The organism is Carboxydothermus islandicus, from assembly GCF_001950325.1.
Lineage (GTDB): Bacteria > Bacillota > Z-2901 > Carboxydothermales > Carboxydothermaceae > Carboxydothermus > Carboxydothermus islandicus.
On record NZ_BDJL01000038.1, the window covers coordinates 69,762 to 96,156 of the forward strand.

General features: G+C 37.7%; 33 protein-coding genes. 9 read left to right on the top strand and 24 right to left on the bottom strand.

Annotated features, from left to right (window positions below; genetic code table 11):
- Positions 1-13: 13 nt before the first annotated feature.
- From ciss_RS06820 to ciss_RS06830, 3 genes are all read right to left on the bottom strand, one after another.
- Positions 14-1,003: an ABC transporter substrate-binding protein gene (locus ciss_RS06820; protein ID WP_075865600.1), complete on the bottom strand. Its 990-nt coding sequence runs from the start codon at positions 1,001-1,003 to the stop codon at positions 14-16.
- A gap of 154 nt (positions 1,004-1,157) precedes the next feature.
- Positions 1,158-1,715 (bottom strand): GGDEF domain-containing protein, encoded by a 558-nt coding sequence (locus ciss_RS06825; protein ID WP_166503998.1) that lies wholly within the window; start codon positions 1,713-1,715, stop codon positions 1,158-1,160.
- Positions 1,716-1,899: 184 nt separating this feature from the next.
- Complete coding sequence (locus tag ciss_RS06830) at positions 1,900-2,058, bottom strand: aspartyl-phosphate phosphatase Spo0E family protein (RefSeq protein ID WP_075865539.1); 159 nt, start codon at positions 2,056-2,058, stop codon at positions 1,900-1,902.
- 134 nt (positions 2,059-2,192) lie between these two features.
- Here ciss_RS06830 and ciss_RS06835 point away from each other — a divergent pair, with 134 nt between their 5' ends.
- A complete protein-coding gene (locus ciss_RS06835) occupies positions 2,193-2,570 on the top strand; it encodes a helix-turn-helix domain-containing protein (protein WP_075865540.1) in 378 nt (125 codons plus the stop codon).
- Between the two features lie 44 nt (positions 2,571-2,614).
- On the opposite strand, the gene ciss_RS06840 is transcribed toward ciss_RS06835, so the two are convergent.
- From ciss_RS06840 to ciss_RS06850, 3 genes are read right to left on the bottom strand one after another with little or no spacing between them, the layout of a single operon-like run.
- Positions 2,615-3,700, bottom strand: a complete 1,086-nt coding sequence (locus ciss_RS06840; protein WP_075865541.1) for an HlyD family secretion protein — start codon at positions 3,698-3,700, stop codon at positions 2,615-2,617.
- 15 nt (positions 3,701-3,715) lie between these two features.
- Entirely contained in the window at positions 3,716-5,281 is a 1,566-nt protein-coding gene (locus ciss_RS06845; protein WP_075865542.1) for a DHA2 family efflux MFS transporter permease subunit, read from the bottom strand.
- Positions 5,282-5,294: 13 nt separating this feature from the next.
- Entirely contained in the window at positions 5,295-6,089 is a 795-nt protein-coding gene (locus ciss_RS06850; RefSeq protein ID WP_075865543.1) for a TrmB family transcriptional regulator, read from the bottom strand.
- A gap of 362 nt (positions 6,090-6,451) precedes the next feature.
- Between ciss_RS06850 and ciss_RS06855 the strand changes: the two genes are divergently transcribed.
- Both ciss_RS06855 and ciss_RS06860 read left to right on the top strand, forming a co-directional pair.
- A complete protein-coding gene (locus ciss_RS06855) occupies positions 6,452-7,567 on the top strand; it encodes a 4Fe-4S binding protein (protein WP_075865544.1) in 1,116 nt (371 codons plus the stop codon).
- 121 nt (positions 7,568-7,688) lie between these two features.
- Positions 7,689-8,231, top strand: coding sequence for a hypothetical protein (locus ciss_RS06860; RefSeq protein ID WP_075865545.1), 543 nt, complete (start codon positions 7,689-7,691; stop codon positions 8,229-8,231).
- Between the two features lie 136 nt (positions 8,232-8,367).
- Here ciss_RS06860 and ciss_RS06865 read toward each other — a convergent pair whose 3' ends face one another.
- Positions 8,368-8,868, bottom strand: coding sequence for a DUF2284 domain-containing protein (locus ciss_RS06865; RefSeq protein ID WP_166503999.1), 501 nt, complete (start codon positions 8,866-8,868; stop codon positions 8,368-8,370).
- A gap of 431 nt (positions 8,869-9,299) precedes the next feature.
- Between ciss_RS06865 and ciss_RS06870 the strand changes: the two genes are divergently transcribed.
- From ciss_RS06870 to ciss_RS06885, 4 genes are all read left to right on the top strand, one after another.
- Positions 9,300-9,764, top strand: a complete 465-nt coding sequence (locus tag ciss_RS06870) for an RNA polymerase sigma factor (RefSeq protein ID WP_075865546.1) — start codon at positions 9,300-9,302, stop codon at positions 9,762-9,764.
- Entirely contained in the window at positions 9,765-10,679 is a 915-nt protein-coding gene (locus tag ciss_RS06875; protein ID WP_075865547.1) for a sigma factor regulator N-terminal domain-containing protein, read from the top strand.
- Between the two features lie 99 nt (positions 10,680-10,778).
- The gene (locus tag ciss_RS06880; protein WP_075865548.1) at positions 10,779-11,018 is read left to right on the top strand and encodes an AbrB/MazE/SpoVT family DNA-binding domain-containing protein; all 240 of its coding nucleotides are present in this window, start codon (positions 10,779-10,781) and stop codon (positions 11,016-11,018) included.
- A gap of 2 nt (positions 11,019-11,020) precedes the next feature.
- Positions 11,021-11,350, top strand: coding sequence for a type II toxin-antitoxin system PemK/MazF family toxin (locus tag ciss_RS06885; protein WP_075865549.1), 330 nt, complete (start codon positions 11,021-11,023; stop codon positions 11,348-11,350).
- Between the two features lie 213 nt (positions 11,351-11,563).
- Here ciss_RS06885 and ciss_RS13835 read toward each other — a convergent pair whose 3' ends face one another.
- The 4 genes from ciss_RS13835 to ciss_RS13460 all read right to left on the bottom strand — a co-directional run bounded on the left by ciss_RS13835 (position 11,564) and on the right by ciss_RS13460 (position 13,606).
- Positions 11,564-12,028 carry a VanZ family protein gene (locus tag ciss_RS13835; RefSeq protein WP_075865550.1) on the bottom strand — a complete coding sequence of 155 codons (465 nt, stop codon included), beginning with the start codon at positions 12,026-12,028 and terminating at the stop codon, positions 11,564-11,566.
- A 33-nt stretch (positions 12,029-12,061) separates the two neighbouring features.
- Positions 12,062-12,784, bottom strand: coding sequence for a M48 family metallopeptidase (locus ciss_RS06895; RefSeq protein WP_075865551.1), 723 nt, complete (start codon positions 12,782-12,784; stop codon positions 12,062-12,064).
- 208 nt (positions 12,785-12,992) lie between these two features.
- Positions 12,993-13,421, bottom strand: a complete 429-nt coding sequence (locus tag ciss_RS06900; RefSeq protein ID WP_201787776.1) for a class I SAM-dependent methyltransferase — start codon at positions 13,419-13,421, stop codon at positions 12,993-12,995.
- A complete protein-coding gene (locus tag ciss_RS13460) occupies positions 13,409-13,606 on the bottom strand; it encodes a hypothetical protein (RefSeq protein ID WP_201787777.1) in 198 nt (65 codons plus the stop codon). The genes ciss_RS06900 and ciss_RS13460 overlap by 13 nt, the downstream gene beginning before the upstream one ends.
- Positions 13,607-13,701: 95 nt before the next feature.
- On the opposite strand from ciss_RS13460, the gene ciss_RS06905 reads away from it, so the two are divergent.
- Positions 13,702-14,259, top strand: coding sequence for a DUF421 domain-containing protein (locus tag ciss_RS06905; RefSeq protein ID WP_075865552.1), 558 nt, complete (start codon positions 13,702-13,704; stop codon positions 14,257-14,259).
- Positions 14,260-14,723: 464 nt separating this feature from the next.
- On the opposite strand, the gene ciss_RS06910 is transcribed toward ciss_RS06905, so the two are convergent.
- From ciss_RS06910 to ciss_RS06930, 5 genes are all read right to left on the bottom strand, one after another.
- Positions 14,724-15,080, bottom strand: coding sequence for a type II toxin-antitoxin system RelE family toxin (locus tag ciss_RS06910; RefSeq protein WP_075865553.1), 357 nt, complete (start codon positions 15,078-15,080; stop codon positions 14,724-14,726).
- 1 nt (position 15,081) lies between these two features.
- Positions 15,082-15,450, bottom strand: coding sequence for a type II toxin-antitoxin system Phd/YefM family antitoxin (locus ciss_RS06915; protein WP_075865554.1), 369 nt, complete (start codon positions 15,448-15,450; stop codon positions 15,082-15,084).
- Between the two features lie 325 nt (positions 15,451-15,775).
- Positions 15,776-15,973, bottom strand: a complete 198-nt coding sequence (locus ciss_RS06920) for an SHOCT domain-containing protein (RefSeq protein WP_075865555.1) — start codon at positions 15,971-15,973, stop codon at positions 15,776-15,778.
- Between the two features lie 51 nt (positions 15,974-16,024).
- Positions 16,025-16,321: an SHOCT domain-containing protein gene (locus tag ciss_RS13465; RefSeq protein WP_075865556.1), complete on the bottom strand. Its 297-nt coding sequence runs from the start codon at positions 16,319-16,321 to the stop codon at positions 16,025-16,027.
- Between the two features lie 673 nt (positions 16,322-16,994).
- A complete protein-coding gene (locus ciss_RS06930; protein ID WP_075865557.1) occupies positions 16,995-17,828 on the bottom strand; it encodes a hypothetical protein in 834 nt (277 codons plus the stop codon).
- Between the two features lie 154 nt (positions 17,829-17,982).
- Here ciss_RS06930 and ciss_RS13840 point away from each other — a divergent pair, with 154 nt between their 5' ends.
- Complete coding sequence (locus tag ciss_RS13840; protein ID WP_369689031.1) at positions 17,983-18,576, top strand: DUF6431 domain-containing protein; 594 nt, start codon at positions 17,983-17,985, stop codon at positions 18,574-18,576.
- Here the strand turns inward: ciss_RS13840 and ciss_RS06940 are convergent.
- From ciss_RS06940 to ciss_RS06975, 8 genes are all read right to left on the bottom strand, one after another.
- Positions 18,569-19,132 carry a hypothetical protein gene (locus ciss_RS06940; RefSeq protein ID WP_075865558.1) on the bottom strand — a complete coding sequence of 188 codons (564 nt, stop codon included), beginning with the start codon at positions 19,130-19,132 and terminating at the stop codon, positions 18,569-18,571. The genes ciss_RS13840 and ciss_RS06940 overlap by 8 nt on opposite strands.
- Before the next feature lie 63 nt (positions 19,133-19,195).
- On the bottom strand, positions 19,196-19,528 hold the full coding sequence (locus ciss_RS06945; RefSeq protein ID WP_075865559.1) for a GNAT family N-acetyltransferase: 333 nt from the start codon (positions 19,526-19,528) through the stop codon (positions 19,196-19,198).
- Positions 19,529-19,768: 240 nt separating this feature from the next.
- Positions 19,769-20,350, bottom strand: coding sequence for an HDIG domain-containing metalloprotein (locus tag ciss_RS06950; RefSeq protein ID WP_075865560.1), 582 nt, complete (start codon positions 20,348-20,350; stop codon positions 19,769-19,771).
- Between the two features lie 235 nt (positions 20,351-20,585).
- A complete protein-coding gene (gene efp / locus ciss_RS06955) occupies positions 20,586-21,143 on the bottom strand; it encodes an elongation factor P (protein ID WP_075865561.1) in 558 nt (185 codons plus the stop codon).
- 39 nt (positions 21,144-21,182) lie between these two features.
- Positions 21,183-22,247 carry a M24 family metallopeptidase gene (locus tag ciss_RS06960; RefSeq protein WP_075865562.1) on the bottom strand — a complete coding sequence of 355 codons (1,065 nt, stop codon included), beginning with the start codon at positions 22,245-22,247 and terminating at the stop codon, positions 21,183-21,185.
- Positions 22,225-22,689: a type II 3-dehydroquinate dehydratase gene (gene aroQ, locus ciss_RS06965; RefSeq protein WP_075865563.1), complete on the bottom strand. Its 465-nt coding sequence runs from the start codon at positions 22,687-22,689 to the stop codon at positions 22,225-22,227. Before aroQ ends, ciss_RS06960 begins: the two co-directional genes overlap by 23 nt.
- A gap of 57 nt (positions 22,690-22,746) precedes the next feature.
- Positions 22,747-24,981, bottom strand: a complete 2,235-nt coding sequence (locus tag ciss_RS06970) for a GGDEF and EAL domain-containing protein (RefSeq protein WP_075865564.1) — start codon at positions 24,979-24,981, stop codon at positions 22,747-22,749.
- Positions 24,982-25,056: 75 nt separating this feature from the next.
- Positions 25,057-26,034, bottom strand: coding sequence for a methyl-accepting chemotaxis protein (locus tag ciss_RS06975; RefSeq protein WP_075865565.1), 978 nt, complete (start codon positions 26,032-26,034; stop codon positions 25,057-25,059).
- Between the last annotated feature and the right edge of the window lie 361 nt (positions 26,035-26,395).

Below are 26,395 nucleotides of genomic sequence, written 5' to 3' on the forward strand. Positions count from 1 at the left end.
AATCGCCTCAATCTCATTTAATAATCGTTTTGGCAAAATTCAATCCGGTTTCGTTAAGCTTAAGTCCCAACTTCTTTGCTGTACGCAGATTTACCACCAATTCCAGATTATCCGGTGTTTCTACAGGAATCTGCTCCGGCTGTTGGCCATGCAAAACTTTGGCTACGATCCTGGCCCCCTGGTACCCCTGGTTGTACATGGAAACTCCATAAGCTGCAAAATAACCCCGGTCCGCCTCCTGTTCAAAGATACCCATAACTGGAATCTTATTTTGCAGAGAAAGGGTTAATAAATCCTGTGTTAAAGTTTCCAGCAAAAAACTGGACAAAGGGAGAATAGCATCAAATCCCTGAAGAGATTGACGGTTCAGTTTTGCTTTTAATTCTGCCCGTGAACTTACCTCGATAGTTTTAATCTCTATCCCTAAATCTTTGGCCGTCTCTCGAACAATTTTCAAACTGGCATAACCGGGAGGTACCTTGGGGTCATAGAGAACTATAACCTTATTCACCGCCGGCAGCAACTTCTTTAACAACTCCAACCTTTTTCCGGCCAATTCCCCGTGATAATTATCTACACCGGTAATTTGTCCCCCCGGCTTAATAAAGCTTTTTACCAGACCGCGTTCTACAGAAGAAGCAACTCCAATAAATACAATAGGGATATTCTGCTCCCGGACTACCGTTTTTAAAACATCCGCTTCCACACCCCCTGCTGCAACCAGCACATCCGGTTTCTCATGGACTAACTTCTGAGCCAAAGGCAGTAGCTGTTCCCGCTCACCTTCGGCATTTAAAATAACATAGGTAACATCTTTTCCTTCGGTAAACCCCAGTTCGGCCAAACCTTGTTTTAAGCCAATAATTTTTTCTTCCCGATCTCTGCTGGCTGCCAGGATACCTACAGTCCGCTGAGTTTTTCCGGTTGTTACCCCGATTTGACAACCAGCAAAAAAAATTAACCCGGTTACTATTGATAATAGTAAGGTAATTTTTTTCACCATACCAAAAAACACCTCTTTAATAATAACGGCTTTTGACTTTATAATAGCATAGATACCGTAAAAGCAAAAAAGGGCCGTTTTAAAAGTACTTTCGACCATAAGAACAAAACCCTTAGCACCTAAGAAAAAAAGGCTCCTGGTTAATCCAGGAGCCTCAAGTACTTAATGTTATTAATTTCTTTTTTCCTTTTGCCAAATAAAGGGCCTCATCAGCAGTTTTAAAAAGCTGGTCTTTATCGTTTAAGACGTCTTCCTTCATTGAAGCAATACCAATACTTACGGAAATCTTAACCCGGCTTTGCCCAAAAGCAAAATCATAGTCTTCTATCCGGGTTTTAATGCGTTGGGCAATATTTAAAGCTTCCTGTTCTTCAGTTTCCCAAAGCACAACCGCAAATTCATCTCCACCCCAGCGAACGATAATATCTACTTTTCTGGTAACATTTTTTAGAATCTCGGCGACCTTTTGCAATACAGCATCTCCTGCAAGGTGCCCGTAAAGGTCGTTTATATTTTTAAAATTATCAAGGTCAATTAAGAGTAAGGAAATTGGGCCTTTGGTTTTTATTTTATTTAACATCTTATTAAAATAATTTCGATTAAATAACCCGGTAAGCGCGTCGGTATTTGCTTGAACGCTTACTTCTTTAAAAAGCAGACTAAGCCCTATAGCCCAAACTATCTGAAATATTAAGAAAATGTTCCAGATCAAATCTCCATCCTTCTTTAAAAAATATAATATAAATGTTAAAAGCAATCCTCCGATTAATAGTAAATTAAAGGCCAAGCTCTTTCTTCCCGTTCGCACTTCCTTTTTGCCCCCACCTTAGCAAATTTACCCCCGTACGTTTTTTATTTTAATACATAAAAAGCTTTTTGCAAATAAAATATTTATGCTATTTGCCTTCTTTTTGACTACTGTTTTTATTAAAGTGTTCCACTATGTACTGATCTACCTTTTGGCTGATTTTCAGGATAATTTCTTTATTCATGTTCATCCTGGCAGCATTATGTAAAATATTTCTGGCAACTTCAATTTTATCCACTTTACCCACCCCGCTCACTCCCTTTATTTTTTACATCATTTTACATAATTTCAGGCTATTTGCCAATAATATTTTTATGCTAATTGCAAATTTTTCTTGACAACAAATTTCGATAAAGTTATATCCACAGGGAGTGAGTAAAGTTGGAAATTGATATTAAAGCTATCGGGCAAAGAATTCGAGAAGAAAGGGAAAAGCTTGAGCTTTCCCGGGAAGAAATTGCCGAACTCCTCGGGCTCTCCGATTATTACGTAGGACAAATAGAACGAGGAGAACGACAAATGAGCCTTCCCGTCTTAGTAAACATGGCAAAATGTTTGCATTTGTCACTGGATTATCTAATCTTCGGCAAAACCACCACCGATATTGCTGGAGTTCAGGAAGAAACCGGTACTTATAATTTGCCCCAAAACATCGACCAGGAACTACTATATTTACTGCAAAAATGCTCTTATAGGGAACTAAAATTAATTAAAAAGCTCATAAAAACTATTCTTCCTTACCTGGGAAAAAATTTATAAATAGCAAAAAAGCCGGTCATTTAGAAAAAAACCGGCTTTTTAATTTACTTTTTAATTTTGACCGTCGCCGAAAGGCCCGGAACAAGCCCTTCTGGCTTTTCCAAAAGCTTAATTTTTACCGGTATCCGTTGACTTACCTTGGTAAAACTACCGGTAAAGCTATCGGCCGAAAAGAGGTTAAAAGTAGATTGGGTAGCTTTACCAATAGACTCTACCCTGCCAGATAAGACTTTACCCCCCAGAGCATCCACGTAAATTTTAACCGAACCTCCAACCTTAACCCCGCTGATCTCTTTCTCCAGAATGTTAGCGGTAACGTAGAGGTTATTAAAATCTGCTAAAGATACAGCAGCCTGGCCTGGAGCCAAAATCTCCCCGGGCTTTATCCAGACTTTGACTACCTGGCCTTTTACCGGTGCCTTTACTTCAGTAGCCTCCAGGTTTAACCTGGCAAGTTTTAAAGCTGCTTCCTGTACCTTAACCTGAGCTTCTACCGCTTTGATGTCTTCGAGCTGGGCACCGTTTAGGGCCAGATCAAGCTTACTTTTAGCTGCCTTTACGCCAGCTTGGGCAGTATTCATCTGGGTCTTGGCCGCTAACTGCTGGTACTTTAACTGGGCAATTTGTTTTAAAAGTTCATTGGCCTGGTCTTTTACCTCCTGAGGGGTAGCTGGATTTGCCAGTAATGGTTTTAAAGCATCATATTTTTTCTGAAGGTCATCTATGTCTTTACTTAGCTGCTCGTATGTTTCCTTGGCCCCATTATAGCCAGCCAGCGCTTGTTCGTATAAAGCCCTGGCTGCGTTTACATCCTCAACCCTGGCTCCTTTTAACACCTTTTTTAACTGCATTTGAGCTGCACTTAATCCCCCCTGGGCCTGCTCTAACTGAGCTTTGGCTAAATCATCCTCAAATTTTACTAAAAGCTCACCTGCTTTTACCTCATCACCTTCCTGAACTTTCACTTCCTTTACCTTACCGCCGGTTTTGCCGCCAATACTGTAAATATCGGCAGTCACCCTGGCATCATCGGTAGTAACGTAATTTTTACTGTCAAGATAAGCATAAATTCCATAACCGGCTCCTAAAAGCACTATAACCAAAACTATTGCTAAAAACTTTTTCTTCACACCCGGCACCTCCCTTTAAAATTCCGCCACAGGTAATTTTTCTTTTTCTTCCTGGGGTTTTCTTTCTTCTTTTAAAAAGAAAGTAAGGATAACCCCAAAAACCATAATAAAAGCAGTAACCAGGATCGCATCGGTAATCGCTTTAGCATACGCTACCTGATAAAGGCGCATCGCAATTACCCCCATAGCTCCTTTGACCGAAACAAGAGGTGAAACCCCCATAATGCTTAAGCCACTTTTAAGGAAATTAACGGTATCCTGAAATACCGGAGAAGCCTGATTCAACCCTTCCACCATGCGGGCAGTGTGAAAAGCTACCCGTTGCTGGGTAATTGTGGTGATAATCGCCACCCCCAGTGAGCTACTTACCTGACGTAAGGTATTATTGATGGCCGAAGCTCTCCCCACCTGATAATTAGGCAGAGCATTCATGCCAGCAGTATTTACCGGCATCATCGAAAAACCAATCCCCATCGCCCGGATGATTAATAAAGTTTGCAACCACCAGAGTTCGGTATTAATGTGCGTAAGAGATAGGCCATAGGAACTTATAATTGCCAGAGTTAACCCAAATAGCACTACCGGCTTTGCCCCAAAACGGTCAAAAAGACGTCCCGCAATAGGCATCACCAAACCAGAAGCCAACGCCGCCGGAAGCATGATAAGCCCCGTATCCATCGGCGGATAACCCCGTAAATTTTCAAAGAAAATGGGAAAAAGAAAAAGGCCGCCAAAAAGTCCCATGGTATTAATCATGGTAATAATTAAGCTCATCGAAAAAGTAGGGTTTTTTAAGACGCTTAAATCGAGAAGAGGTTCAGGACTTTTTAGCTCGAAGTAAGCAAAAAGCGTAAGGGACAAAGCGGAAAGCCAGAAAAGGAACAGTATTTTGGCCGAACTCCAGCCCCAATCGGTCCCTTTACTCAGCGCTAAAAGGAGGGCAAAAAATCCCACCGATGAGGTGATAAAACCCGGTAAATCAAAAGTAGCATGGGGCCGGCGCACCGATTCTTTTAAAAACAGCACCGCCATAACCATGCCAAAAAGACCGATGGGAATATTAATGGTAAAAATTAGCCGCCAGTTAAAATACTCCACTAAATAGCCACTCAGGGTAGGGCCTATGGCCGGGGCTACCATTACCGATATCCCCCAGATCCCCAACGCCATCCCCCGTTCTTCCTTGGGAAAGGTGTTGAAAATAATGGTCATGGACGCAGGCATCATCATTCCGCCGCCTATAGCCTGCACTACACGGGCAGCAATCATCGAGTTATTGCTCCAGGCAAAACCACATAAAGCAGAGCCCAAAGTAAAGAAAAAGAGAGCAGCAATGTACAATCTTTTATAACCGTAAGTATCCCCCAGGTAGCCGGTAACGGGAATGACCACCCCCATCACCAGCATATAACCGGTTAAAACCCACTGGATTTCTTCAGTACCTACGGCAAAAACCTGCATCATCTTGGGAATGGCAATATTGACGATGGAGGTGTCGAGGATAGCCATGAAAGTGCCTATAACCACCACAAACATGGTAAGCCATTTATTTTCTCCAAAATTATGCCGCTGGTACTCCAAGCTCTCACCCTCTTTACAGTTCAAGTTTTTGTTGTAGCTCCTTAATCTTTTTCCAGTAGTGTTCTTTAACCTCAGGTTCTATTTCACTGAGAAAAGCATTAAAAAGTTTTGGCAAGTCATGATGATGGAAAAAATGGTGTTCTGCTAAATGGACTACTACCGGATGCCTGGTCCAAATGCCAATAGTCTCGTTTTCCGCTCCTTCTTCAGCTAAAAGGAGCTCATCACCGTCAACTATTAGTTGAAACCCTGAACTACCCCTTTTTTTTAAAATCGTTTTCTCGGCTGTTAAGACCACAGGATTAAATTCCCGTAGTTCTTCCCCCCTCCCAATTAAAGTTAGTTCAACGGTTACCTGCCGTTGCCTTGCGTTTTTAAGCTCTTCCTGGTATGGTATAACCATTGCGGTGGAAGCTAAAAGTTTAATATTTTTTTTCGCTTTGCGGATCATTTCCCGAATTCTTCCGGCAATTTGCTCGCCATTTAAATGGATTACCCTTTCTTTCGCACCTGCAGGAGTTACGGCTTCCAAAGCTTTTTTCGCTTCGCTAATCTTTAAGGAAAACTCCTCTTTTAGCCGCTCCAAATATTCAGTAGGAGGTTCAGCTATATACTTTACCGGCTCCCCCTGGATCTTCTGCACCGCACCTTTTTCTATAAGCTTATTCAAGGTCTGGTATATCATTGACCGGGGAATCCCTGAATTTTTAGCCACTTCGTAACCGGTAGCTTCCCCCAAGTTTAGTAAAGCGAGGTAAGCTTTTGCTTCATATTCGCTAAAGCCCAAAGCCTTTAACTTTTCTAACAATAAAATCTCCCTCCATAGTAGTTATATGTATAACTACTTTAAAATTTTAGCTATTATTCGGAAAAAAGGCAAGAAGAATTTTTATTATAAATCTCGAGAAATTTTATAAAGTTTCTATGTTCATAAGCAGCAAATAAAAATATAAACTTATGGCAAAGAGGCTGCTGGTTATAGCCAGAAGCCTCTTTTTTTATCTTTTAAAAAATGCTCAAATAAAGGTTTTTGCTTATTTTTCAAGCTTATTGGTATAAATATTTTTTATTATTAACTTCTAAAATCCCAAAAGTTCATGTTTCTTTCGTAACATTTTTGCAATATTTAACCTATAAAATCAAAAAAAACAAAAGAAAGGATGGTATTAAATGAACAAAAAAAACCTGAGATTTATTCGCTGGGTGATTTTGGCGGTGATACTTGTTTATATTACTTTTGCCGCCTATTTACACCAAACCGCTGAAGGTACATATCCCTCCATCCACGCCCTCTGCCCCTATGGCGGTCTTGAATCTCTTTATGCTCTGCTCTTTTCCGGAAGTTTTATAAAGAAAATCTTTACCGGAACTATGGTACTTTTAGTTCTAAGCGTTCTTATCACTTTTCTCTTCCGCCGCAGTTTCTGCGGGTTAATCTGCCCCTTCGGCTCCTTACAAGAATTTTTTGCTCTTCTTGGTCAGAAAATCTTTGGTAGAAGATTTAATATGCCGGAAATAATCGACAAACCCCTTCGCAACTTAAAATATCTTATACTTCTTCTTACCCTTGGTTTTGCCTGGTATACCGGCTCTCTTTGGATGTCACCCTACGACCCATACTCTGCTTATGGCCACCTTTCGGCCGGTCTTGAAACCTTAATGGAAGAAAGCCTGATAGGTTTTATTTTACTGATAGTCACTATTGTAGGTTCTTTACTGTATGACCGTTTCTTTTGTAAATATCTTTGCCCGGCAGGCGCCTTTTACGGACTTTTAGCCAAACTTAGCCCATATAAAATTATCAGAAACGATGAGCAGTGTATCCACTGTCAAATCTGTAATAAAGCTTGCCCGATGAATATTAAAGTGGATCAGGAAATAGTTATCACCAGTTCAGAATGTATAAACTGTAACGAATGTCTAAACGTTTGTCCCAAAAAAGATGTTCTTACTCCAAAACTTAACAAAAAATCTTTATCCACAGCCGTAGTGTTACTCCTCTCTTTAGGAATTTTCTTTGGAGGTATTTCCTTAGCTAAAGCTTCCGGAATTTATACTGTAACTCCGGCTCCTGTTACCAGTGGTTCAATTCAAAGCGTAGAACAAATAAAAGGTTCTATGACCTTAGAAGAGGTGGCTAAAGGTTTAAATATAAATATTGATGAGCTATATGAGAAAGTGGGAATACCTAAAACAGTACCTGCAAATACCAAGTTAAAAGACTTATCCCAGTATGTTGACGGTGTGACACCGGAAACGGTGCGGGAAAAACTTGAAAATAAATAAAGGTATAATTCTTGACAACTCCTTAACATTTTCCTGAAAGGTTCTCATTACTTTCCTGTTATGCTTTAAGTAAGCTCCAAACGAGGAGCAAAAAATAAAAATTTTTAAGGAGGTAGATAGGATGAAAAAACAAAACTGGTTCAAAAAATTAGCAGCAGGTTTAGTAGTAGGAGGCCTTTTGCTGACCGCAGTACCGGCCACTATCTTTGCCGCCGATACCACCACCACTCCCGCGTTAGTTCAAACCATGAAGGGATACGGAGCACGGCTTGGCCAAACTTTTGGGAGTATGCGGGATTCCATCGCCAAGTTTTTAGGAATCGACACTACAACTTTAATTACTGAACGGCAAAGCGGTAAATCCTTAGCCCAAATTGCCCAGGAAAAAGGTAAAAGTGAAACTGACCTGGTAAACTTCATCGTCAAAGAAAGAACCGCTCAATTAGACCAGCTTGTCAAAGACGGGAAAATTACTCAAGCTCAAGCGGATTTAGCAAAATCCCAGATGGTTGAGCGGGTAAAAGCCAACATCAACAAAACCACTGTTGGCGGCAATGGTTATGGCAAGGGAAGAAGTATGGGACAAGGTAAAGGCCAGTTTAAGGGCCAGGGCCGCGGACAGGCAGGCAACTGCATCTATACAACCCCCGGCACTACAAACTAAATAAAAAAGCACCTTAAAGCAAAGAGGCTCCTGGGAAACCAGAAGCCTCTTACTTTTCTCCTATCTTTTAGCTTATTCGCATTTTACCCTTTTCGGTGGCAACAGCTTTTTTGGCCAGGAAAATGACACTAAAAGTTTACTCAATTAAAATTAATCCAAAACAGGTTTCCTGTTCCTCTTTATCCCGCAAAACCTCAAGGTTAAACCCCGCTGCCCGGGCAGTAGCGTAAACATCTATCCCGCAGGCTTCCATAGAAGGCCGGGCTTCCAGGGGATGCCGGCAGCGCTCTAAATTACACTCAGTGCAGAGCTTGCAGGGGCCAGCTCCCAGTCCAAAAGCTTTATAAAATCCACGTAAAAAGATCTCCCGCTCTATTTTAACCACCAGCGGAGTGGTTCTGGGAAGAGAATTGGTCATTATCAGTACCCCGTAATGGTAGCTGTTTAAAATTTCCCTGGTCTCTTTATAAGAAGGAGTCCTGGGCGGACAGCAGTGGGTAGCATTGTAGCTGTCACAGCCGTAGCGGCATTTTAAAGTAACCCAGGGAGCAGTTACTACCTGCTCGGTGGAGATTATTTTTGCATCCTCCGCTCCTAAGTCTTTGGCAATTTGGCATAATTCCAGGTAATTTTTCACCGAAACCATCCCTTTTGCCCATTTTTCCATCATTCTTTTTTTCGACAAAAAACATTAATTTCCTTTAACGAATAATCTTAAATTTTTTAACCAGTAGGTCAGTTTTTCCGACTCTGAAGTCTATTCATTTTCTGATCAGCCTAACCCGATTCAACTTTCCAGTAAAAATTGTGTTTATTAAAAAACTTTAATATAATTTCCATGAAAACACATCTGACAGAGCTAGATGATGGTTTAAATTTGGAAATGAAACGCTTACATAAGACCGCAATACCGTGGGTGATTGGAGGCTAATATGCGAATGGTTACTGTGGTCAACTTTTAGCTATTGCCATGCAGGAGATTGGTCTTAACATTCTCCTGCTTTTTGTTTACTTTTCTCTTGCTTGTACGTCTTTATAAATGAGAATGGCTTTAAGGAGGAGGGGTTAATGTGGCAGGAATTGTACCGAATTGTATATCACTATTTACTTAAACTTGGGTTATCCCATGCCGATGCGGAAGATATAGCACAAGAAGTCCTATTGTCTACATACCTACATTTAGACAGCATCCATGAAGGAAATTTGAAATTTTATGTTTTGGCCACGGCAAAAAATAAGTACATTGACTTTTTAAGAAAGAATAAAAGGGAATTCACTGTACCATCTCTTGGCGAATTTGATGTAAACAACTTCTCAGAAATTCATCAAATCGAAAATAGAGAAGTGATAAAAAAAGCAATTTGTAAGCTTAATCTTACCGAGCAAAAACTTTTTTATATGAAGTACTATTTAGGAATGACAAATCCTGAAATTTCATCTTTGCTTAAAATTAGTCCCGATTCAGTTAAGACAATGCTGTGGAGATTAAGAAAAAAGGTAAAGGAATATTTAAAAAAGGAGGAAGAAAATTAAATGGCTGAATATGAAAATTTTGAAAATGTTAATAATAACATACATTTTGACGAAAAAGCTTTTTTACGTAAAGCTCGTTTTATAAGCATCCTTCGTATTACATTAATTTCTTTAGGAGTAACAATTGGTATATTTGTATTGTCCTTTGTAATTCCAGAAATAATGCTGCAAAATCAAGAAAACCGCATTGATAGTATCTATCCAGAACTTCTTAAATTCAGCGAACCCAACACCTTTGTCCTTTCAGGAGAAAGTTATAATGTTAGATTGTTTGGCCGCCAAAAAAAATATTATCTATTAAGATTGATAGGCAATAAACCTTATCCGGCCGGAGCAATAACTGTTGATTTTGATGTTTGGGGTGGAGAACAAATTAAGGGAAACCAAGCCTTTACTCTCCCAGAAAGAGAAAAAGAATATCTTGCACCCTATGCTGTACCAAAATTAAAATTTTTCCACCCAGCTGCAAATTACGAAAAAATTATTAGAGAATTTAATACGCTGGAAAATGTCCCAAAAGATTACTCTGTGGAAATGGCCCTCTCATTCAAGAAGCCTTTAACACTTGATGAAATGAAAACCATTATACCTGGTGATTTAAAGTTAATGTGGGGAACTGTATGTGTTTTTTCAGAAAAAGATTATGCGAAAAACAGTTATCTTTCCGAAAGATTGGTTGGAAATCCCTACCTTGATAAAACCAATGGAGAAAAACAATTACTCAAAGAACTTGAATGGCTCAGCAATATTCCTAGTCATCATGCGAAGAATCTAAAAAGAACCGTAAGCTACTTGAAAGAAAATGGTATTAAATATTATGGGGTAGTTGTAGTAGGAAATCCAGATACCCTTGCAAAATTATCTTCCAATCCAATGATAAGAGCTGCGGTTTTAGGCGTAGTAACAAGACCATAGTAGTATCATGATAATCGTAGGAACAACTCTTTACCTTAAACCTTTTCTTGACAAATGTATAAACATTGTATAAACTTAAATTGAAAGTGAGGCGATTTTATGTATACTACCATTCAAAAGTGGGGCAACAGTCATGCCCTTAGGATTCCTAAGGCTATTTTAGAAAAAGTTTCCCTTCAAGAAAACGATAAAGTCGAAATAATTGTAGACCAAGATGCAATCCTCATCCGTAAAGCCAAACCTAAATATAAAAATCTCGATGAACTTTTTGCTAACTATCAGGGAAATTATCACTGTGAAGAAGTCGATACCGGTTCACCCGTTGGAAATGAGGTGTGATAATGGCCTATATTCCCCGGCAAGGCGACATCATCTACCTTGATTTTAATCCCCAGGCCGGCCACGAACAGGCCGGAAGAAGACCAGCTTTAGTCATCAGTAACGAAAGTTTTTACAAATATACAAAATTAGCAGTAGTTTGTCCTATTACCAATACAGACAAAGCCTTTCCACTCCACGTTCCGCTTGATGACCGAACTTCCACTACCGGAGTGATTCTTTGCGAACACATAAAATCATTAGACCTTAACGCCCGCAAGGCAAGTTTTAAAGAACAGTTACCTGCCGATTTGTTAGAAGAGGTTTTGGAACGTATTCAGCTTTTTTTTTAAATATATTTTTCGTAGGGGCAGCTCCTGCTGCCAAAATCTTTTTAGCTGGCTAAAGCTAGCCCATACATTGGCATCACGTCGACAGGAGTCGACCATACCAATAATAACGCCGGCAGGAGCCGACCTTACTATTATTTAAAAACGGACTTCAACCCGAAATTTTAAAGTCAGCAACTCCAACTTCTAATAGACAATCCCTACAGTTATATGATTTTAAGTTTTTACTTTTTCGAATAAATTATAGACGATTACTCCAACCATACTGCCGATTACGTTTAGTATTACATCATCGATATCAAAATTTCCGATGCCGGTAATCAGCTGGATTATTTCAAATAATAAACTTAAAATTAAAGAAATCAAAATTATTTTTTTAAATTTATTACCCTTATCTAGTAATCTGAGTAAAAGAAAACCAAGGGGTATAAAAGCAGCAATATTAGCGATAATATTTATCCTGCTTATACCTGATTTTGACCAATTAATTACATAGTAGCATATGGTTTTAAAGGGGATAATGTTGCTGTGTAAAAGTCTTATTTTTAAAGTGGAAAAATCAGTTTGTTTAACTGTACTTAATATCACCACAAGCGGATATTTAAAAAGAATTACCTTGAATAAAACCGCGAGATAAATAATGAAAACAAATCTTAAGATATATTCCTGCTTTTTATTAATTTATACCACTCCTTTATTTAAACCCTACTGACTCTACAGAAAAAGCTTTCGTCCATTGGCTTTTAACCACTCTTTTTTCTCCTTATAATCATGCAAAAAATATCCGACCCTTTGCCAGAACTTTGGCGAATGGTTTTTGTATTTTAAATGGCAGAGTTCATGGACTACGATGTAGTCAATAACCCCAATTGGTGCCATGATTAGCCGCCAGTTGTAGTTGATATTCCCTTTAGAAGAGCAACTCCCCCAGAGGCTTTTCTGGTCTTTAATCCGGATATTATTAGGGTATAAATTTAGCTTTTGTGCATAATAGTTAGTTCGCTCCAAAAGTCTTTCCCTGGCTCTTTGTTTATGCCAGGCGGTAATCTCCTGGCGTACTACCTCCGGCCAGGTACTTTTATCTATGCTTTCCGGTAGATAAACCATAAGCCGGCCGCGATAAAGGCGCACTTCCGGCCTGGTAAAATTCCCTGTTATAATTTTCAGCCGGATATTTCGCCCAAGGTATAAAAAACTTTCCCCGGAAACGTACTCTTTGGGCAGTACCGCTTCCCGCTGCCTCTGCACCTGCTTTAACTTTTCACTAATCCAGCGGGCTTTTTCCAAAACCACCTTTTCAACAAAATTATCGGGAACTGAAAAGGTGGCAGTCACCACCACTTTCCCTTCCGGCGATATAATAATCCCGATGTGCTTTTTCTTTTTCCGAATCACCTGATAGGTAATAACTTCATCCCGGTAGCGTATTTGCGGCATAATGACCTACCTTCTAAGGTATATGATATTTCAAAAATTATTACTTTTTCTTTGTAATTTCCCTAAAGTCAGCTGTTGTATATCTTCTAATCTCCATAACTTTTTGCTCCTTCTAAATTACAACTCCCTATGGCCACTTTAAAGTTTAGAAAATATATTCTAGTATAGAACGATTTTAGAGGGCAGCTCAAGCGGTTTCTGCAGCTGTTTAAAGTTTTTTGGCTATTATGACCCGGGCAGCGTGGCGGTGAGGAATACCGCTGGAATTGCAGTCAAAAATATATTCATAGGTGTCAAGCATAATCCAGTCCTGGTAATAACTTTGGAGTTCTTCCCGGCCGTATAAATATTCGTTTTTACCCCAGTCGGGGGCTATCTCCACCTCCGGATGCTCAATAAAGGTAAAAAGGACATGGAGCCCTCCCTCCCGGGTGAAAGCTTTAAAATGCTCAAACTGTCGTTTTCTATTTTCTGGTTTTAAATACTGAAGCGTACCGATAGAATAAATAATATCTACTTTTTCCGGCAGTATCAGTTCGTTTATGTTCGCTTCTAAAGTCGTTATCGCTACTTTTTCCTTAAGTGCAAGTTTTTGCGCCTTTTTTAACCCCGCCGGTGAAATATCTACCGCCAGCACTTGAAAACCTTCCTTAGCAAAAAGACGCTATCCCTACCTTCTCCCGCCCCTAAATCTACCAGCAGTAAATCTTTCCGCAAAGGCTCGGCAATGTAATACAGCACTTTTTTTGCTAAATCATTGGGCTCGGTTCCCCAGTAATACTCCTCCTTTAAGTAAATTTCCTGCAGTTGTTCTTTATCCAAAGCTAACGCCTCCTAAAAGTTTTTAAAATCATTTTCTTTGTGGAGAAGATTTTGAGCTTTTTTCTTCTTTCCATTATAATTAGTTTAAGAATTTTATGGCACAATGGTTGGGAAGTGATCTTTTGGTTTTTCATCCCTATGGACAAATAATTTTTAGTTCGGTAATCGTTTATCTCTTTATTGTTTTGCTAATTCGGCTCTTTGGAAAGCAAGAATTAGCCCAGCTTTCAATATTTGACCTGGTTTTTATAATGTTAATCGGAAATGCTGTGCAAAATGCCATGGTCGGCAGTGATACAACTTTATCCGGAGGCCTTGTAGCTGCTGCTTCCCTCTTTTTTGTAAACTACCTTGTTAAATATATAACCTACCGCTTCCCAAAGTTTGGCAAAATGATCCAGGGAGAAGCAGTAATGTTAATTTATCAGGGTAAAATAATCAAAGAAAATATGGCCAAAGCTAAGATCTCTTTAAAAGAAATAGAAGAAGCCATCCGCGAACACGGTGTTTCTTCCATAGAAGATGTCGACTTAGCCGTTTTAGAAATTGACGGCAGCATAAGTGTTCTCTCCAATGAATTTAGACGGAAAACCTCAAAAAAACGTAAAGCTCCTGTCTATATCCGTTTGCTTAATTGCACTAATCAGCATTAAAAGCGGATATTTAAAAAGAATTCTTTTGATTAACGCTAAAAGATAATCTAAAAAAAAGCTTAAAAATATCTATTCGCTGAATCTTCATCCGAAAACAGTTTACCGGAATCATTCTGCTGCTCTCATGGTACCTATCGGTACCGCTTTATGAAAGAAAAGAATTTTAATCAGGGCGAACTTCTATCTTACTTATATATTTGGATATATTGAGCAGGAAAGTTCAGAAAAAAAGCGAATTTGTTAGTTAATAATAAGTTATAAAAACTTTCAGCACGGATTAGGTAGCCGGTACCTGAGGAAAAATCTTTGCAATATTGAGTATTTTCCTCTTGCAAAAAACACCTTACTTCGTTTTTCTTAAAATCAATACTCCCAAATAAATTTACAATCTCGGCAAGTGTAACCTTCCTAGTATTTATGCAAAGCCAGCTCTTACTGACAATTTTCTGGTAAAACCACCAAAATTATAATTCTTCAAATTCATTTATAAATAAGTCCTCTCCATATTTCTTTTTTCTTTTTTCAGCAGTTCTGTAACAATAATCATCATCCCTTGGTGAAATAGCAATAATATTCATAATTTTTTTGTCTCTTACAAGGGTATACACAACCCTGATTCCTATGCCTTTGTATTTTATTTTAAAAAAACCTGTTAAATTATTCCCCTGTTTTTTACCAAGGGGTTTGCCATATCCTCCTTCACTTTGAGGAAGAGGGTTCGAACTAACTTTTTCAATACCAGCATATACAATAGTTCTGATATTTTTATCTAATTTATATAAATCCTTCTTCGCCTCTGGTATGAAAGTTATACGCCACATCTTACTCAATCTCCACAGTTTCCGCTAACTTTCTTAATTCTTCTCTTGATAGTCCGTCCTCTTTAAGAATGTCTTCAAAGGATATAAAATTTTCTTCTTTTAAGTTTTTTGTCCTTTCAATAGCCAGCTGCAGAAGTTCTAAGTCCTCCTGTGCTTCCATTAGTTCATCATACTGGTCAATAGGAATTATAACCGCCTGAGGTTTATTGTTTTTTATTACTATATAATGCTCTTTCTTATTGGCAACTTCTTCTATTATTTTCGATGCCTTACCTCTGCCCAAGTCACTAACCGAAATCATGTGTGAAACCAGTTTTTTAAGGTTAGAAAACCTTTTCCTTCTCACAGTTGCAACACCATCTTTTAACATGGTTTATTCCTCCTTACTATTTTATTCTTAGCTTAATTTAAGTATACAGATTTTACCAAAGTTTTTCAATTATTTTTTACTGAAATTTTTAATGAAAATTTTATTTTTAATATTTGCTTCTTTCTACTACTTATATATCAGGGCAGGCTTTCACCTGCTAAAAAAGCAGGCTTACGCCTTCCTTGCGCTTTTTTCCCTTCAATATTACAGCGCCCTATCGACACTTTAAACTGGTGAAATTCAGCAATCATTTATATTTTTCTTTTTTCCTGCCAAAAAGAAAAATCGGCCAAATAATATTTGGGCCGATTTTTTACAAATTATATTATTTACATAAATCGTTTAACATTTCTTCATAGGTTTCTTTGGAAATTTCGCCTCTAGCATATCTTTCCTTTAAAATTTCTTCATGGGTTTTCCCTGAAACGACTTTACTAAGAATATCATTGCCGGTTAGGTTTTTATAATTTTTATAAATAAAGTAAACTATAACAGCTCCAAACAGAAAAATAAAAAACATCATAATTTACACCTCCCATCTAATCAACAAATTTAGCCAAACTGGAATTTTCCTTTATTTCTTGAGGTCTTCTAATGCTTTTAAATATTCTTCTCTATTTATTTCACCTCGGGCATATTGTTCTTTTAATATTTCTTCTGCTGTTGACCGCCGGTTGGAAAGGGTTAATGAACTGCTATGATTATTTACAGCTAATCGTTTAAAGATAACTATTGCTACAACTATAACTACAACTATAACTACCATTAGGATAAATAGATTTATAAGAAAATCACCAGGGAAATATCCAAATCCATAGCCATAGCCATTACCATACCCATTACCGTAACCCGGAAAAAATCTCCACATCATTGCTATCGCCTCCTTTTAAGCCCATTATAAAGTTGGATTGTTTCTAAAGTGTTGCATGATTATTGCAATTTAATCATATTTCCGTTTTTTAAAAGCTCCCGTCCCCAAAAACGCCAAAAAAAGGATAAGTAGCGTAAGTCCTTCATTTTCAGGGCTTCGCACTTATCCCTTTACTATTCTTTATACTTTTTCCCTTAACCCTCGATTTGCTCAAAATGCCTTTCTCTCATAAAGAGGACCGACAAGGACCATGAACTCAGCAAGATGATTAAGGTTAAACCGGACAATAGAGCAACCAGAAGGTAGGTAGGGGAGGATTGGTTCAAATCCACGATACCCCAGAAGTTATGTTTCTTTCCCAGATTATGTACCATTGGTACGACCGCGACCACAAGGATGGCAACCTAATGTTATTTTTAACCGTGTAAATCATGATATCCTCTAAGGAAGGTGTTTCGTAAATCACTTGATATAGTGCTGATTGATTTTAGTAGCTCTGGGGACACTTCCGAAATTTGCAGCCCTGGCAACTATTATTCCAGCTCCCGTTTTAAGGGAGCTGTTAATTTAAAAAAAACCTTTATCAAACACCTTTGCATTTTCTTCAAAGGAACAACTTTTAATTGTGCTTCATAATAATCGAAATGCTAATCTTTATATGAGTCAATGTAAATTACTTAATAATCGTTAGTGCCTTTTCTAAATATTCATTCCAGTATTCATCGTCAGTTTCTATATCATGCATCCAATAGTACATCATAATTAATTCCAACTCTTGCTTATGACCTCTAATAAAAGCTTTATTGGACACCCTTGTATATAATGAATCTAAATTAAATAGATTCTTTTTCTGCTTGTAGTCATAATCATAAGGAAAATAAGGATTATCAGATTTCTTTTTATGCGTTGCAGGCCATTTCTTATAGTCATCAGAAAATTTAATAACATATGTGTATGCAAAAGCTGGAATACTTACATTATATTTTGCTTGAGTCTTCTCAATCCAGTCACTTATTGATTGAGTGAAAAAAGGGAGTTCATTGTATTTCATCGCTGAAATACTTTTGACTCTATGATAATCCTTAATAAATAGGAATAACATTTCGGTCTGATCTTTTAAAAATGGATATTTTTTTATCAATTTAGAATAACATTCATATGAAGCGCTTCTAAATTCACTCTCAGTACTATAGAGCAAAAATATGTCGTTTTCATCAAGAATTTTGCCTATAATTCTATGCATGTATTTCCCATATTCATCATATATATTTACAAGCCAATCTTGAATATCTTTATCATATTCCCGTAATTGCTTCCGAAAAGCATCAAGTCTTTCATTATTGAGAATTGTTTGATTCTCAACCTCAGTAATATCTAAGTAATTATTAAAATATTCAAAGATATAATCCACACATAGCTTTATATTGTCAATTCTTTTCTCAACATCGAATTCATTTAGCTTATCTTCTTTTTTTCTTTTAGCAATGTATTCTTCAATTGTCAGCATACCATGCACCTCATACAATTAAATTTCTGTTATTTAGCAAATTATCTTCTCCAAAACCCTCGGAAATTTTTCAAAATAAAACAGCGGTTTAGCCTTTTTAGACCCCAAATATTTTGCTATAATTTTTGCAAAATATTTGGGGTGATTTATTTTGATGATTTTTTACGATTTTGGCTTATCTGTCCGGGAATATGCTCACCGGGGCAAAAAGAATGATTTCCCTGAGGTTGACATTTGCCCGCATTGTAAGGGGCATATTCGACTGCTGCGGCATGGGTTTTATAATAGAAATACCATTACTAATAATAATATTTTTTACATCCCTATCTGTCGTTTGAAATGTCCTTTCTGTGGTAAAACCGTATCTCTTATCCCTTCCTTTTTGTTTCCCTATTTACAGCATACCATTACTACCATTTTGGTTAAACTTAAGAATTTTTTCTGTTATCGAAAATTCACGGGATACCGCCAATTGATAGAGTTTTTAAGTCAGAGGTTCATGAAAAATCTGCTCCTCATTGAAATTTTTTTCCGGGATATTGGCTTTAGGGGTGTTTTCCCTTTTAAGCTAAAAGAAAAAGCCATAAAGTTGGTGGAAATGCTCCTGGCTTTTGCAAAGCCCCCCTCCGAAGAAGGGGCAACGGACATTTTCCGCTTAACTTTATGGCAAATTAATTCTATCCTTTTTTATCCTCCTGAAAACTATTTTTTTAGTGTGTTGGATTTTCCAAGTAGGTTAATCAGTTAAATTCCGTATCAATACTTTTTTGCATTTCCTCCAAATTTAATTCTGGCAATTTCTTCGTCTTTGATATTTCAAACATTTCTAATTTCATATAATCATGGTTAATAATTTTCCAATTACCTTTTTCTTTTTTCAGTTCAAAAGTATTTATCCCGGAACTAATAAACGGAGGATAAGCTTGCTGATTATCAATTTCCAATACTAAAATTACCTCAGCTTTATTATTTTTTACTTCAATTTTCTTATAATTAAAAGTTACTGGAAACCGCCTTTTTTCCACATAACCATATTTCTTTTCATCAATATATTTTCTTCGTGCCACAAGACTTTTTAAAGCGATTACTTTATTTTGATTTTGAATCTTTGTCATATCTAAAAATGGTGTAATATCTTTATATTCTAACTCTAAATAAGCTTTATACTGGGTATCATAAAATTTCTCTATTGTTTCCTTGATCTCGATGTCATAAGAATAGCCGTATATACTTGTATTTTGACTTATAATCATAAATAAAAATAATAAAGAAAAAATTAAATATCTTTTTGAAATATTCTTCATAATTTCCCTCCTTTTTTCATTTTTAGGAATATATTCCCGCTTATTACTATACGATAATCTTTTTTATATGTCAAGATAATTTTTGAATTTTTCTGTAAATTTAAAATAAAGAGCCACCATGTTAAATCCCCGTTTCTGGTAAAAACGAATCGCCTTTAGATTATCATTGGTAGTGATAAGCCAGACTCTTTTACATCCTTGCTTTTTTGCCTCACTTAGCACACAATCAATTAGTTTACTGCCTATACCCTGATTTTCTTTTAAACTATCAAGGGATACGATTTCACACTCCCCGTTTTCTATATGATAAGTTATTAATCCCTCTATTTTTCCCTCATTTAAAGCTACAAAACCCGGAAGTTTATCTACATAATGCACCTTACCTTTAGCTACCATTATCGGCGCACCCCAGTGCTCGGTAAAAAAATTAAAAACTTCTTTTCTTATGGTTTATCAATAGGTTTAATTTCCATGGTACCACTCTTTTATCTAAGTTCAATAAAAACTGTTCTTACCTAATAAATTCACTTTTTTCTGAATGGGTATGCACTCGAAGAATCCCTACTATGTCAAATGTGAATTGGAAAATGCCCTATCTAAAAAAAGCCAAGCAGAAATCAGGACAAATATTTTTTCCTACAGTTCCCCTTTTAGCCCAATAACATCTGCTACTTTCTGCATACCTTTTAAAGTTTCTTCAATTAATTTATCCAATTCCATCCCCAGCATTTTTGCCCCCTCTTCAATAACCTCTCTATTTACTCCTGCGGCAAAACCCTTTTGCTTCCATTTTTTCTTTACCGATTTTACCTCGAGATCCAGGATACTTTTACTTGGCCGCATAAGAGCAGTCGCAGTAATCAATCCCGTTAATTCGTCAATTGCATATAGTACTTTTTCCATCCTTTCCACCGGTTCAACATCAGTACAAATCTTCCAGCCATGGCTTTCTATTGCCCGAATGTAATCTTCCGGCCAGTTTCTTTCGGTCAATATTTCTCTTACTTTCTTACAATGTTCATCAGGATACATTTCATAATCAAGGTCATGAACTAATCCGATAATTCCCCATTTTTCCTTATCTTCTTCGCCAAAAAGTTCGGCAAAGTGCAGCATTACCGCTTCAACCGCCAGAGCATGTTTAATCAAACTTTCACTTTTGTTATACTCTTTAAAAAGTTTAAATGCTTCTTCCCTGTTGGGAACAATTTTTTTCATTACCTACCCCCCTCTTTCCGGCTAAAATTATCTTGGTAATTGTTAAGCCTTGGATATCTTAAATCTAATTATATTAAGTCTTCATCTTATAATAAGTCTTCATCTTAAGGTTCTTCGACAAAAAACAGTGAGTTTCCTTCCTTATCTGGGGCCTTGAAATTGGTAGTTAATTACGAGTTACGCAAAACTTTAAGGTAATAAATTATAAAAGCGCACCTTTTGGTGCGCCTGTAAGTTAAACTCTTTTAATATACTGGCCGGTACGGGTGTCAATTTGCAGTACATCGCCCACTTCCACAAAGAACGGAACCTGAACCACGTAGCCGGTTTCTAAAGTTGCCGGTTTGCTGCCACCGGAAGCAGTATCTCCTTTAATTCCCGGAGGGGTGTCGATTACTTTTAGCTCGACAAAGTTGGGAAGTTCCACCCCGATAACCTTGTCTTTGAAAAACAGTACCCAGAGGTTGGTGTTTTCTTTAACGTAATTAATGGCATCGCCAAACTGCTCTCTGGTCAGCGGAAACTGGTCATAGGTTTCCATATCCATGCAGTAGAAGTTATCGCCATCATTGTAGAGATACTGCACTTCCCGACGGTCTACGTGGGCTTTGGGAACTTTTTCACCGGCGTTAAAAGTTTTTTCAATTACGGCACCGGTCATTAAGTTCCGAAGCTTGGACCTGACAAAAGGGCTACCTTTTCCGGGCTTAACATGCTGAAATTCAATTACCTGATATACCTCCCCATCCAATTCAATGGTAAGCCCTGTACGAAAATCGTTGGTTGAAATCATCCCAAAACCTCCTTAATTCTAAATTTTATTTAAGAAATCTTAGAGTATAATTAAATTTTTAGGAGAACGGGTTAAAACTTCAAAGCCGTTTTCGGTAACCAATACCGTATCTTCTATCCGTACCCCCCCGCTACCGGGGAGATAAATACCCGGCTCGATAGTTACCACCATCCCCGGCTGTAAAACCGCCTTCCCTTTAGGAGAAAGTCGTGGACCTTCATGGATATTTAAGCCTACCCCGTGGCCTAAACCGTGGCCAAAATACTCGGCATATCCTGCTTTGGCGATAATATCCCGGGCCACCCGGTCCACATCTACCGCCAGCGCTCCAGGACGGACGGCTTGTAAAGCCGCTTCCTGAGCCTGAAGAACTACATCATATATTTCAAGCATTTTTTCCGAAGGTTCCCCTATCGCTACTGTCCGGGTAATATCGGAATGATACCCCTGATATTTTGCCCCAAAATCCAGAGTAACCATTTCCCCGGAAATAATTTCTTTCTCCGATGCCACTCCGTGGGGCAGGGCGCCCCGCTCCCCTGAGGCAACAATAGTTTCAAAGGCTATATCTTCCGCTCCCGCTTCCCGCATAAACTTTTCTAACTCCCAGGCCACTTCCTTTTCGCTCATACCCGGAGTTAACTTTTTTAAAAGGTGGTTAAAGGCCGCATCGGCAATGGCACAGGCTTTTTTAATAACTTCCACTTCATCTTTATCCTTAATTTCCCGGAGTTCATCCACTATTTCCGGTAAACTTACCAGATTCACCCCTGAAGCTTTTTCGGAAATTTCCCGGTAGTCTTTAAAGGTCAGGGCATCTCCTTCAAAATGCAAAGTATCGATTTTTAATTTCTTTAAAAGCTCGGCTACATGGGAATAAATCGTGTCTTCGTGTTTTTCTATAATAAACCCCCGGCACTGTTTGGCCGCCTGTTCTACATAGCGAAAATCGGTAATAAAGTAATTTTTCTCGGGAGTAATCAACACCGCACCGGAACTTCCGGTAAAGCCTGCTATGTAGCGCACATTTTCTCTTTTGGTGATAAAATAGGCGTTAATTCCTTCTTTTAAAAGCTTTTTTCTAAGCTTTTCCACCCGCTCCATCTTTCTCCCGCCTTTTTAGATAATCAATTAACGCTATTAACCCAAGACGATAGCTATCCACCCCGAAGCCGGCAATGTAGCCGATACAAGCACCAGCGGTAACCGAATGTTGCCGGAACTCTTCCCTTTTATAAAGATTGGAAAGGTGAACCTCCACCGCCGGCTTTCCTACCGCCAGCAAAGCATCTCTTAAAGCAATGCTGTAATGGGTATAAGCACCGGGATTTATTAAAATCCCGTCTATTTCCCGGTAATACCGGTGAATAAGGTCTATTAACTCCCCCTCGCCATTTTTCTGGTAAAAAATAATTTCCACCCCGTGATTTTCGGCAAAATCGGTAAGGTACTTTTCTATTTCTTCTAAACTTACCTTGCCGTAAATTTCCGGTTCCCTAATTCCCAGAAGATTTAAGTTCGGCCCGTTTAAAACCAGTATTTTCATTTTTTCACCCCAATCCTTGAAAATTGTAACATAATTTTAAATAAAAAAAAAGCCCGGTTAACTGATTTGCCGGGCACCACCTTTCTTGACTTGAGGAATGAAGTCTTGGTATACTTTTTGAGCAATTTGAGTAGCCTCATCTGGAGGTAAAGGTTTGCTAAAATAATAGCCTTGAACTTTGTCACAACCACATCTTATGAGATAATCAAGCTGTTCTCTTGTTTCTACTCCTTCAGCAGCTACACTAAGTTTCATCCTGTGGGCTAATAGAACAGCCGCATCTATAATAGCTTTATTTACATCTTTCGTTATCTCATTCACAAATGACCTGTCAATTTTTAAACCATCAACCATATATTCCTGAAGGTATCTTAAAGAGCTGTTTCCCGCTCCGAAATCATCAACGATTATTTTAACCCCCGCTTCCTTTAACTTATAAAGATTCTTCGCTGCTATTTCCATCTCTCTTACCAGGACAGTTTCAGTAAGCTCCAGTTCCAGGTATTGGGGATCAAGCTCAACTTCTTTTAATATTGCAAGCACGTTGTTCGCAAAATTTAGTTGCTCTAACTGATGTACTGAAATATTTACCGCAATACTTAATCCGGAATATCCCATGTTAAGCCATTCTTTCATTTGCATGCAAGCTTTCCTTAAGACCCACTCACCTAAAGGTATTATCTGCCGCGTCTCTTCAGCAATAGGAATAAAGTGGTTGGGACTTAGCAACCCTTTTTTAGGATGCTGCCATCTCACCAGGGCTTCCATGCTTGTTACTTTACCGGTCCTTACATCTACAAGAGGCTGGTAATAGAGAAAGAACTGCTCTTTTTCCAAAGCCATTCTTAAATCACTTTTTATTAAATTGACCAAATCTACCTCACTCTTCATGACTATATCAAAATACTGGAAATTATTTTTTCCTTTTCTCTTAGCTTTGTACATGGCTATATCCGCATTTTTAAGTAATTCTCTCTCGTTTTTGCCATGGTCAGGATATATGGCAATACCTATGCTTACAGTAACATACAACTCATGATTACTAATCTTTATTGGTTGATTTAGCAGCTCTAATATCCTACTGGCAACTATAACTGTATCATCAAGATTATTTATATCTGGCATCAAAATGGCAAACTCATCGCCGCCTATTCTGGAAACTATATCTGTATGTCGTACACCCATAATCAGCCTTTTAGCAATTTTTTTCAACAGCTTGTCCCCCAAGAGATGTCCAAAAGAATCGTTAATATTTTTAAAGTTATCAAGGTCCACAAAAAACACTGCAAGTTTCTTGCTACACCTTTTGGCATCCATCATCGCAACTTTTAGCCTTTCCATAAAAACATTACGGTTTGGCAAACCTGTTAAAGAGTCATATAAAGCCATGTATTCCAACTTGCTTTCCATTTCCTTTTTTAAAGTAATATCCGTGTGAGACCCTGCCATTCTTATGGCCTTACCTTCTTCATCCCACAAAGCTTTCCCTCGGCTTAAAATCCATTTATACTTGCCATTTTTTGTTTTAATTCGGAACTCGCATAAGTAAAATGGTGTCTTTTTTTCAAGGTGATTACGTAGGCTATTTATAACTTTTTTAATATCTCTGGGATGAATAGCCTTAAGCCATTTTTCGTAGTAGTTGTTTATTACTTCACTTTCAGAATCAAAGATATCTTTCCACTTCTCAGATACATATGCCGTATCGGTAACCAAATTCCAGTCCCATAGCCCATCACTTGCTCCTTCAACCGTTAATTTGTAACGTTCTTCCCCTCTTTTCAGCTCCTTTAACTCTTCTTCCTGAGCCAGAAGCTTTTCATTTATTGCAAACAGTTCAGCTTGTTTTGCCATTAATTTTTCGTTAACCGCAAGAAGTTCTTTGTCGGCTTTTTCAAGCCTTTTTTCTATGTTTTTTAAATCTGTAATGTCCACACCTGTGGAAACGATATACTTGTTCCCTTCATCATCACAAATAATATGGTTATGCCACATAAGGTAAGTTATTCTACCATCTTTCAATACCATCTGACTTTCACATTTGTAGTAAAAGTCTTTATCTTCTGAATCATCCAGATGCTCTATTATGAGGTTCACCAAATTTTGGGGAATTATTAAACTTACATCTATCCTGTCTTTTTGTTCAGCAATTTTTAAATCAATTACTTCCTGGGTATAGCGATTGAACCAAACCACTTTCCCATCCAGGGTCCAAACTACTATTGGCATCTGCTCTTTTTCAAGAATTCTCCATAAAAATTCTTCCTCCATTTTAAGAAAGGTGTTACCCATTGTTTATATTAATTCCTCCTCATCTTCATTTTCTACACCCACTAACATCAAGTGCAATCCGTAGTTTACTACTACTTAGAAAAACTCTACATTACTTAGTAAATTGCTTTCCTGCGCTGGTAAAGAACCATTAATTACCTTTTGGTGAAGATCTCGCTCTTCTTCTGAAGTATACAAAGCCTCAATTTTGCTTAATAACTCACCCTGTTCTCCGTTTTGGAGATACTCATCAATTATTTTTAAACTTTTAATTACATTGTTTAAGCGCTGAGCAATAATATCTTGAAACTGAAAGTTAACAGCTCCCTGAAGAATGACATCCTCTAAATCATTTAAAGCAACTTCAGCACTTTTAAATATTTCTTTGGTCTTTTCACCCCATTCGCGACTTATCCTACCGCTTTCACTTATTTTACTATTAGCAGCTCTAAGTTGAGTTAAAAAATAATCTTCTAATTCCCCCAGATGTTCTGTTAATTCATCTACCTTTTTCTCAAATACCTTATTATGCTCAGCTAAATTTTCAATGGCTTCGGAAGTTTTACTTATTAAAATTTGGATTTCCTGAGCCACAACCGTAAAACTGTTACTGGACGTTCCCAGCCTCGCTGCCTCAAGGGAAGCATTTAAAGCCACTACCCGGGTTTTTCGGGTTACGTTTTTTAAAAGTTCTACCAATCTTTCCTGTCCATCCTTCCCCCAAAATCGGAAGATTCCGTCAACTTTTTCTACCAAAGTGTGCAAGTATTCTTCGACCTCTTTTAATACCCGCGCATTTTCATCTACTACTGCACCTATTGCTTCAATACTTTTCCGGTTTAACTCTAATACCTCCTGAAGGGATTTGGCTATTGTTTCTTTACTATTTTTGACCATTTTCATGCTAACTTCAGCAGCTTGTCCCATTTCTAATACTGCTGCTTCGCTTAAATTAATAACTTTCTCGATTTGCTTTTCCAATATAACAAAAGACTCTCGAATTTCCATAATATTTATGTCATTTTTTTGACTATCGTTCTTTTTTTCTTTTGCTAATACTCCTCCCCCAAACATCCCACTAAACACCTCCCGAAAACATTTCTTGCCACAAATCCTTCAATAAGGTAATATTTTCTATTTCTTACCTGTAATTGTACTATATGTACAATTTATTTTCAATAGTTTACACAAATATTGCATAGTTAATTATATGTCAATTAGTTATTCAATTTTGTATGAGAATGCACAAAAAAGAAATTTTTATTAGCTTTTAAGTTCCTTATCTAAACCAATTGTATGTTTTTTTAGTAAATAATTAATAAATCTTATGTAAAAGAACAAAGCGACACTCCAGAAGTTTTTTAGGACATTTAGTCTAATTATTTAAGGCTAAAAAATATTCCTGAAGAGATTTTACAGTGAGGTTTTATCAAAA